Genomic DNA, 6989 nt, shown 5'->3' on the forward strand with positions numbered 1-6989 from the left:
GGGTTTTATTACTTCGCAAAACTTTCAGCCAACTGTTTCTCTCTCCACATAAATGTAATAGCAAGACCAACTATTAAAACAACTCCTGAAAAGGCATATGGATAATGAATATTCATATCAAATAATATTCCGCCCATCGCTGGTCCTGCGATATTTCCTAAGCTCGTATAAGTCGAATTCATACCAGCAACGAACCCTTGCTCTTTTCCAGCTGCTTTTGATAAAAACGTCGTTAAAGCTGGACGAAGTAAATCAAATGCAAGGAAAATGAAGCACGTAACGAGAAGTACAATCCAATAATTAAAGACTACAGTTGAAACGAACGCTAATACTGCACCTACAATTAAACATATTTGAATTAACACTTTTTCACCGAATATATCAACCAATTTACCAAACATAAATACTTGCACAACTACCCCAAAGATTGAACTAATTGTAATAATTGCTGCAATATCTTTCGGTGTAAATCCAAACTTATGATCAGAAAACAGACTAAACACAGTTTCATACGCTGATAAACCAAACGCAAGTACAAATACGATAATAAATGCGATTGCATACATTGGATGTAATGATTTCTTTAAATCACCAATAAAGCTTGATTCTTTCGTATTAGAAGAAATCTCTGCAAGCTCCTCTTTCGTTAACGGTTCTTTTAAAATAAAGATCGAAATTACACATGCTATAAAAGCAATTGCTGCTGCAACGAAAAACGGCACACGTATACCGTATTCTGCAATAAATCCGCCGATTCCAGGACCTATAATAAAGCCGGTACTAATAGCAGCAGATAAATATCCCATCGCCTTTGGACGTTCCTGCATAGATGTAATATCCGCAACATATGCAGTAACACCAGGCATAATAAACGCAGCACTAATTCCGCCTAACACCCTCGCTGCATATAGCATCCATACATCTGTTCCTAATCCAAACAGAAGCTCTGAAACACCAAAAATAAATAATCCAATGATGATCATTTTCTTCCTACCGTAAAGATCGACCCATCGGCCTGTAATAGGTGAAGCAATAAGCTGAGCCATTGCAAACACTGCAACGAGATATCCCATCGTCTTACCTGTTAAACCCATATCATTCATAAAGGACGGCATAACCGGAATGATTAATCCAATCCCTAAAAAAGCGATAAATATATTACTCAAAAGAATGACCAATACCATCTTTTGTTCTTTTATCGGTTTCTTCACTTTCAACACCTCTTCCCGTAAGCTCCCCTCAAAAAAATAATGCCCAAGAAGCTTTTTCTTTATCCTGCTATTTGTGGGCTAATCATGAGTAGAGATGCCCCTACTCGTTAGAATTTCACTGTATCCTTCCACACATACATACGCATTAGGTGAATGACTATCATTCAGTTTTCCTCAAAAATGAACCTACCTTCTCAGACAGGTTCATCTCACTATTTCTTTATATGTAATGCATGTGTTAAAAAATCTAGTACTTCTGCCTTTTGTAGCTCAACTTGCTCATCATCTTTATGATCATATAAATATACTTGTTCTGCTGCTGATTCAACTAGAGCGATAAATAACTTCGCTGTTCGCTCTGCGTGAACCGAATCACGAATTTCACCAGCTTCTTTCGCCCCACTTAAAAATTCACTTAGCCACATATAAAGAGGCTCATACACAGCTTCCCATTCTTTTATATGTTCCGTAGATGCAAGACCTGCATACATTAAAGCTTGTATTTCACGATATTCCGCTATGAAGTGAAACACCGCATCTATTACTTGCGTAACTTTATTTGAAAAAGGCGCATCATTTTGCACTTTTTCTTTCACTGCAAGGATCATCTTCTCAACCATCACTTCTGCTATTGCAGGCATAACAGATAACTTAGAAGGAAAATATAAATAGAAAGTTCCTTGTGCAATGCCAGCCAATTTCACGATATCAGAAATCTTCGTTTTTTCAACGCCCTTTTCCTGAAACACTTCAATAGCTGCATAGACAATTTTCTCTTTTTTATTCATCATCTAAACCCTTTCACACGCGTATTGAATGACTGTCACTCATTTTATAAGATAATCGATTGTACTGTCAATGATAGTGAACTTTGCGAGGAAATCATTTTTTTCATAATAAAATCTCCTAACCAAAAATCAGGAGATAAAAACACCAAATACCTTTAAGAAAGAGCCTTTAACCCTGTCACTCCACATACAATAAGAGCTACACTAATGATACGTGCTTTACTTTTCGACTCACCAAACAAGAACATGTTTAATAAAACGGCACCTGCTGTTCCGATACCAATCCAAACTGCATACGCGACACTTACTTGTAAAAATAAGAAAGATGTATACAAGAATGCGAAGGATGTAGCAAACCCACCTATATAAAGTGCACCATTTGCTAACGTTTTATCTTTACTATACATTTTTAGACCGATCACACCGACTATTTCACTAATTGCAGCACAAAATACGAAAAACCAACCCATCCTTAAGCAGCTCCTTCCATAATTTCTTCTTTATTATCAGCTAGTTTTAAACCGATAACGCCGGCTACAACCATCACGATAAAGAATAATTTCCCTACACTAAAACTTCCGCCGAAAAGGAATACATCCATTAAGAAAGTACCTACCGTACCAGCTCCGGCAAAAATGGCATATACAGTCCCTGTTGCAAGATGTTCACACGCTTTAGAAAGGAAGTGAAAATCAACAGCGATAACGCCTAAAATAATAATCCAATGCCACCAAGTATCGGCCGTATTAAAACCAAACACCCAAAAAATTTCAAAGATGCATGTTAATATGACATATAACCAAGCTCTATTCTTCATACCTCTCACCTCTTATGACTGACTATCAGTCATTTTTGTTTTAAAAAAATATACTCCTTCATCACTACTATTATATAAACAACTATCATCCTCATTTACCATTTATATTTGTTCCGTTTCCAAACTAACTACACGCTTTCACAGGAAATGACTGAATGTCATTCATATATATTGTACATGAATATTTTAAAAACTGTCAATGCCGAAAGTTTATTTAAAATTTCTTTCATCAGATTTGTATATTTCCTAATAATCTGTCAATACTGCTAGTAACATAATATTTTCTCCACTCCCCCTTGGAGAGATCCCTTGAATAGAGCAGTTAGCTTTTGCTAGCTGCTCTTTTTTATTTGCCAACACACTATGAGATCAAATCCATGTTTATCCTATAACTAAGGAGCGGATTTTGTTTTCTATTTATTTTCCAAAGAGGCCTTGTATGCAATAATTTTATTCTCAAGCATCTTCTCTGTAATTACTAAGTTTTCTCTTTGATCTTGAATAGATTTCCTATGATCTTCTAGGAGCTGTAAACGGGCTTCAGTTGTATGCTCTCCTTCTAAATATAACCTGGCGTATTCCCTTATTTTCGCTATTGGCATTTGCGTTTGTTTTAATTTCATTACAAACTGCAACCATGTTATATGTGATTCATCATACACTCTATTTCCATTTGTATTACGATTTGCAATTAATATATTTTCCTTTTCATAATAACGTAATGTATGAGTGCTTACTCCTATTAATTTAGCCACCTCGCTAATTGTGTACATACTCTAACTCCCTCCACATACTTACCCTCATATATTTTACGACCTTATCAAATTTATAAAAAAACATTTGACTTAGAGTATACTCTAACAAATAAAATCTAACTATAATAAATTCATTTGAACTTAGGGGGATTTTATATGAAATACACTGTTATTACTGGTGCAAGTTCTGGAATCGGTTATGAAGCAGCTTTAGCCTTTGCATCTCGCGGAAAGAACTTAATACTTGTAGCTAGAAGACAAGAAGAATTAGACAGATTAAAATTAAAAATTAACGAAATGAATCCAGAATTGGATGTTGTCATTCGAAGAACGGATTTGTCCATCACAGAAAATGTTTATAAGCTTTATGAAAGCCTACAAACTTTTCAAATTGAAACGTGGATTAACAACGCAGGTTTTGGTAATTTCGCTTCAATTGCCAAACAAAATTTAAATAAAATAGAGAAGATGTTGCATGTCAATATAGAAGCACTAACGATACTTTCTTCTCTTTTCGTTCGAGATTATTCCATGGTTGATGGAACACAGCTTATTAACGTTTCATCGGGCGGTGGATACACGATTGTTGCTAACGCTGTTACGTACTGTGCTACGAAATTCTACGTAAGTGCATTTACAGAAGGGTTGTCTCACGAATTGAGGGAACAAGGCGCAAAACTGCAAGCAAAAGTTTTAGCTCCAGCTGCAACTGAAACAGAATTTGCAAAGCGTTCATTTGATATTGATGAATTCCAATACGATAATGTTGTACCGAAATTCCACACTGCAAAACAAATGGCACAATTTATGCTCGATCTTTACGATAGCGATAAAGTTGTAGGGCTTGTCGATGGTTCTACTTATAACTATGAACTTAAAAACCCCATTTTTAAGTTTGCAGTAAGAAAAACGAATTCAAGTTCTTAATTTCCCCTAAAACACAGATGCCCACTATTACGTAAATAATAGTGGGATTTTTTCTGTCTGAAAAATTCACCCAACATACCGAATCATCGCCACCTCATCACAATAATCAACCTTTGGACAATGCCTACAATCAATCCATACTTTCTCTGGCAAAGCATCTCTATTCACAAAATCAAACCCGCACTTTTGAAAAAATTCCGTTTCATATGTTAAAGAAATAACTCTACTCACTTTTATTTTCGCTGCCTCATTTATTACATGGTTTACTAACATACGTCCAATCCCTTTTCCTGCATATGTATGCGAAACGACTAACGATCGTACTTCTGCAAGGTCCTCTCCTAATACATGTAAACCAGCAACTCCGATGATTTCCCCCTCTTCTTTCATAACATATAAACATTGTAAATATTGATAGAGAGATAAAAGAGAACGCGGTAAAACCACTCCCTCTTTTGCGTAAATCTCAATGAGATTATAAATTTCTTTCACATCACTCGTAACCGCATTACAGATTTTCATATTCTATCCCCTTGTCCCCGATATTAATATTTATAACTTAAAGTGAATTTTAATACATAATTTTATATAATAATACATCTCTCTTTTCGTCTCGTCAATCACTTTATACAAACAAAAAACCAAGCGATCTAATCGATGCTCGGTCCCTCATTTCGTATCGGTAATACGGTCGAATATTTAATTTCACGAAGTGCTAAACTCGTCTGTATCTTTGTAATACCAAGCTTATTTAGCTTTCTAATAAACTTCTCTAATTCTTTACGATCACGATTTGCAACCTTTAATAAATAATCATACTCTCCTGTTAAGCAGTGACATTCTAACACTTCAGGCATCGCTTCTAATTCTTTTTCCAGCACTTCAAGTTTATCCGATTGATGAATATTCGTACTCATAAAAATGAAGCATAACAAATCAAAACCAAGCTTTTCTTGGTTTAAAATAGCTACTTGCTTATCAATGAATCCTTCTCCATCTAACCTTTTAATTCTTGCATGCATTGCAGCTGGTGATAAATTAACGCGTCGTGCAAGCTCTGCATTACTTACTTGTGACTCCTTCTGCAATATATCTAAAATTTGTACGTCCAAATCATCCAACACTTTAATAACTGACGACTCCATTACAATTCCCCCTTTTTCTTACCGATGATTATTCGAAAAAACACCTTACAACTTATATAAAACTGAACATCATTTCTAAAACACTATTTAAAACAAAATATTTTATCGACTTTTGTTCATTATACAAAAGAATATATTACATACAGAAGAAAAATGCTAAAATTATTTAAAATTCACATTGATTACAACAAAGGGGATTTTAATATGCCTTATTTTTATGTCTTTTTACTATTACTAACGAGCTTATTATGGGGAGGAAACTTTGTCGTTGGAAAATCACTCGTTGATCACGCATCTCCAATGACACTTACAAGTTTAAGATGGATGATTGCGATTGTTTGTTTATTACCGATGGTATGGTTTAAAGAAAAGAAAATCATTCCACCACGCGCGGCGATACTTCCGTTAATACTCATGGGGATTTCAGGGGTCGCTCTTTTTAACATCTTTCAATTTTTAGCATTAGAAAAAACATCCGCAACAAATGTAGGGCTTATTTCTACATTAAACGCAATTTCAATCGCATTATTTTCTGTCTTATTTCTAAAAGAAAAAGTAAATACACTTCAAATTTTATCTATGATTCTTTCATTCTTCGGGGTGATCCTCGTCCTATTAAAAGGTAACCTTGCACTTTTATTTTCACTACATTTTAATAGTGGTGACTTATGGATGATTGCGGCTGTTTGCATTTGGGGAATCTATTCTGTTTGTAGTAAATGGGCAACAAAAACAACGACACCACTCATGGCCACATTATACTCTGGTATTTTCGGCGTTATTTTATTACTGCCATTTAACACTGGAAGCTTCACTGTTACAAATATCAACACTTCTTTTATAACATCACTTTTATATACAGGACTCATTTCCACAGTTCTTTGTATGGTATTTTGGAATGTTGGCGTACAAAAATTAGGAGCAACTACATCTGGTATTTTTCTAAACTTTAATCCAATTTTTACCGCTATTTTAGCATTCCTGTTCCTCGGTGAAGAACTAACATGGATACAAATTGTAGGGACAATGATCGTTGTAACAGGATGTTATTTATTTTCTCATTTCAAAACAGTTACTGTTCAGCCAACTGGAGCTTTAATACGAAAACATTCGTAATGAAAAAACATCGTCATCTGAGTTGGCGATGTTTTTATTTATTCTTCATTTCTTTTATATACTGCTTTTCCTCTTCTGGTGATAAACGTTCTGTTGCCTTGCCAGTATCTCCACCTTGAAGGCTCCATAAAAAGTTGTGCTCCTCAACAGTTTGAGAAAAATCTCCTTTTTCCCATCTATTTATAATAGAAAATAACTTCATTTTATATTGAAAACCTTTACTATTTTCA

10 protein-coding genes are annotated in these 6989 nt (G+C 34.8%); 2 read left to right on the plus strand and 8 right to left on the minus strand.

Translation table 11 applies throughout. The features are described from left to right. Positions 1-8: 8 nt before the first annotated feature. The 5 genes from MR079_RS02700 to MR079_RS02720 all read right to left on the minus strand — a co-directional run bounded on the left by MR079_RS02700 (position 9) and on the right by MR079_RS02720 (position 3589). The gene (locus tag MR079_RS02700) at positions 9-1211 is read right to left on the minus strand and encodes an MFS transporter (RefSeq protein ID WP_048554199.1); all 1203 of its coding nucleotides are present in this window, start codon (positions 1209-1211) and stop codon (positions 9-11) included. Between the two features lie 212 nt (positions 1212-1423). After that, positions 1424-2002, minus strand: coding sequence for a TetR/AcrR family transcriptional regulator (locus tag MR079_RS02705; RefSeq protein WP_041184468.1), 579 nt, complete (start codon positions 2000-2002; stop codon positions 1424-1426). A gap of 152 nt (positions 2003-2154) precedes the next feature. Further along, the gene (locus tag MR079_RS02710; RefSeq protein ID WP_000539674.1) at positions 2155-2469 is read right to left on the minus strand and encodes a DMT family transporter; all 315 of its coding nucleotides are present in this window, start codon (positions 2467-2469) and stop codon (positions 2155-2157) included. A 2-nt stretch (positions 2470-2471) separates the two neighbouring features. Continuing rightward, positions 2472-2816, minus strand: a complete 345-nt coding sequence (locus MR079_RS02715) for a DMT family transporter (protein WP_242293457.1) — start codon at positions 2814-2816, stop codon at positions 2472-2474. 413 nt (positions 2817-3229) lie between these two features. Continuing rightward, positions 3230-3589 (minus strand): MerR family transcriptional regulator, encoded by a 360-nt coding sequence (locus tag MR079_RS02720; RefSeq protein ID WP_000288057.1) that lies wholly within the window; start codon positions 3587-3589, stop codon positions 3230-3232. A gap of 138 nt (positions 3590-3727) precedes the next feature. Here MR079_RS02720 and MR079_RS02725 point away from each other — a divergent pair, with 138 nt between their 5' ends. Beyond that, the gene (locus MR079_RS02725) at positions 3728-4498 is read left to right on the plus strand and encodes an SDR family NAD(P)-dependent oxidoreductase (protein WP_000878069.1); all 771 of its coding nucleotides are present in this window, start codon (positions 3728-3730) and stop codon (positions 4496-4498) included. 66 nt (positions 4499-4564) lie between these two features. Here the strand turns inward: MR079_RS02725 and MR079_RS02730 are convergent, their stop codons facing one another. Beyond that, on the minus strand, positions 4565-5020 hold the full coding sequence (locus tag MR079_RS02730; protein ID WP_029437582.1) for an N-acetyltransferase: 456 nt from the start codon (positions 5018-5020) through the stop codon (positions 4565-4567). Between the two features lie 128 nt (positions 5021-5148). Continuing rightward, positions 5149-5643 (minus strand): Lrp/AsnC family transcriptional regulator, encoded by a 495-nt coding sequence (locus MR079_RS02735; protein ID WP_242293458.1) that lies wholly within the window; start codon positions 5641-5643, stop codon positions 5149-5151. A 204-nt stretch (positions 5644-5847) separates the two neighbouring features. Between MR079_RS02735 and MR079_RS02740 the strand changes: the two genes are divergently transcribed. Next, the gene (locus tag MR079_RS02740) at positions 5848-6759 is read left to right on the plus strand and encodes a DMT family transporter (RefSeq protein ID WP_001146281.1); all 912 of its coding nucleotides are present in this window, start codon (positions 5848-5850) and stop codon (positions 6757-6759) included. Between the two features lie 34 nt (positions 6760-6793). On the opposite strand, the gene MR079_RS02745 is transcribed toward MR079_RS02740, so the two are convergent. Next, a partial coding sequence (locus MR079_RS02745; protein ID WP_242293459.1) for a DUF6241 domain-containing protein occupies positions 6794-6989 on the minus strand: 196 nt, incomplete at its 5' end.

It is taken from the genome of Bacillus cereus group sp. BfR-BA-01381, from assembly GCF_022663555.1.
GTDB lineage: Bacteria > Bacillota > Bacilli > Bacillales > Bacillaceae_G > Bacillus_A > Bacillus_A pacificus.

What these genes read in the sequence shown, in the direction of transcription:
- MR079_RS02705 (WP_041184468.1), bottom strand. Translation starts at nt 2,002, where the DNA reads ATGATGAATAAAAAAGAGAAAATTGTCTATGCAGCTATTGAAGTGTTT.
- MR079_RS02710 (WP_000539674.1), bottom strand. Translation starts at nt 2,469, where the DNA reads ATGGGTTGGTTTTTCGTATTTTGTGCTGCAATTAGTGAAATAGTCGGT.
- MR079_RS02715 (WP_242293457.1), bottom strand. Translation starts at nt 2,816, where the DNA reads ATGAAGAATAGAGCTTGGTTATATGTCATATTAACATGCATCTTTGAA.
- MR079_RS02720 (WP_000288057.1), bottom strand. Translation starts at nt 3,589, where the DNA reads ATGTACACAATTAGCGAGGTGGCTAAATTAATAGGAGTAAGCACTCAT.
- MR079_RS02725 (WP_000878069.1), top strand. Translation starts at nt 3,728, where the DNA reads ATGAAATACACTGTTATTACTGGTGCAAGTTCTGGAATCGGTTATGAA.
- MR079_RS02730 (WP_029437582.1), bottom strand. Translation starts at nt 5,020, where the DNA reads ATGAAAATCTGTAATGCGGTTACGAGTGATGTGAAAGAAATTTATAAT.
- MR079_RS02735 (WP_242293458.1), bottom strand. Translation starts at nt 5,643, where the DNA reads ATGGAGTCGTCAGTTATTAAAGTGTTGGATGATTTGGACGTACAAATT.
- MR079_RS02740 (WP_001146281.1), top strand. Translation starts at nt 5,848, where the DNA reads ATGCCTTATTTTTATGTCTTTTTACTATTACTAACGAGCTTATTATGG.